Source organism: Streptomyces sp. NPDC001880, assembly GCF_053594575.1.
Genome location: NZ_JBSFET010000284.1, coordinates 1 through 1,403, shown reverse-complemented (window position 1 = coordinate 1,403; position 1,403 = coordinate 1). Strand labels below are relative to the sequence as shown.

Genomic DNA, 1,403 nt, shown 5'->3' with positions numbered 1-1,403 from the left:
GGTGGTTGCGGTGGCGCATGCTGCGGCCTGTGGATCTTGGTGAGGTGGAGCGGCTCCGTGAACGCCTCGGCGCATTCGTGGCCGAGGTGTTCGTGTCCCTGGCGCGCAAGGACCAACGTCGGCAGGGGAATTGTTATCTGCGCGGGCTGATGCTGGACGGGCGGCGCAAGTCGATCCAGCCGATGGCCGAGCGGCTGCCGGACGGGAACATGCAGGCGTTGCAGCAGTTCGTCAGCCAGTCGCCGTGGGACCACGCGCCGGTGCTGCGGCAGATCGCCAGGAAAATGACCTCCGCCCTCGCGCCGGAGGCGTGGGTGATCGACGACACCTCGTTCCCGAAAGCCGGGGATCAGTCGGTGGCCACTTCGCGGCAGTACTGCGGCGCGCTGGGCAAGCGCTCGCTCTGCCAGGTCGGTGTGAGCGTCCACGCCGTCACCGACAAGGCTTCCAGCCCGTTGTCCTGGCGGCTGTTCGTGCCGCCGGACTGGGATGACCGCGAGGATGTGCGCCGGCGACGCACCGGCCTGCCGCCGGAGGTCGGGCACATCGAGAAGTGGCGGCTGGCCATCGACGCTCTTGAAGAGTTGATCTCCTGGGGGCTCGCCCCGCAGGTCGTGGTCGCTGACGCGGGCTACGGCCAGTCGGCGGCCTTCCGCCATGCCCTGCGCTCGCGGGATCTGGACTACATCGTGGCGGTGCGCGGGGACGAGACCGCACACCGCCACGATGCGCGGCCCGAGGCGCCCGCCTACGGTGGCGCCGGCCGCAGGACGCTGCCCCGCTACCGCACGGATTCCGTCGCCCTGTACGAGCTCGCCGCCGCGGGCGGCCGCGGGGCGTTTCGGCAGGTCACCTGGCGCCAGGGCAGTCGCGGGGCGATGCGCTCAAGGTTCCGTGTCCTGCAGGTACGGCCCGCGGGGAAGATCCCCCGGGCGCTCGCCGCCGCCGACGCGGGCGGAAGTGCCTCCTGGGACGGCGTCCTGCCGACCGAGACCCTCCTGGCCGAATGGCCACCGGACGCGAGCACACCCACCGAGTTCTGGCTGACCAGCCTGCCGCCCGAGACCGCAGTCCGCCAACTCGTGCGCCTGGCCAAGATCCGCTGGCGTATCGAACACGACTACCGCGAGATGAAGCACGGCCTGGGCCTGGACCACTTCGAGGGCCGCACCTGGCGAGGCTGGCACCACCACGTCACCCTGGTCACCGCCGCCCACGCCTTCCTCACCCTCCGGCGCCTCGACCCAAAAGCCGAGACGCCGGCCTGACCTTCTACCGAGTCCTCGACGCCGTCCAGGACCTGATACGGGCCTGGACCGGCGAATGCCCCACCTGCCACCGCGAGTTACCCGCCGCACGCCAACCAGGGCACACCAGACCACTCCAGACTTAACGAAGTACTA

General features: G+C 70.4%; 1 protein-coding gene. It reads left to right on the top strand.

The features are described from left to right. Positions 1-29: 29 nt before the first annotated feature. A complete protein-coding gene (locus ACWCQ6_RS37300; protein WP_451096953.1) occupies positions 30-1,268 on the top strand; it encodes an IS701 family transposase in 1,239 nt (412 codons plus the stop codon). Positions 1,269-1,403 lie beyond the last annotated feature (135 nt).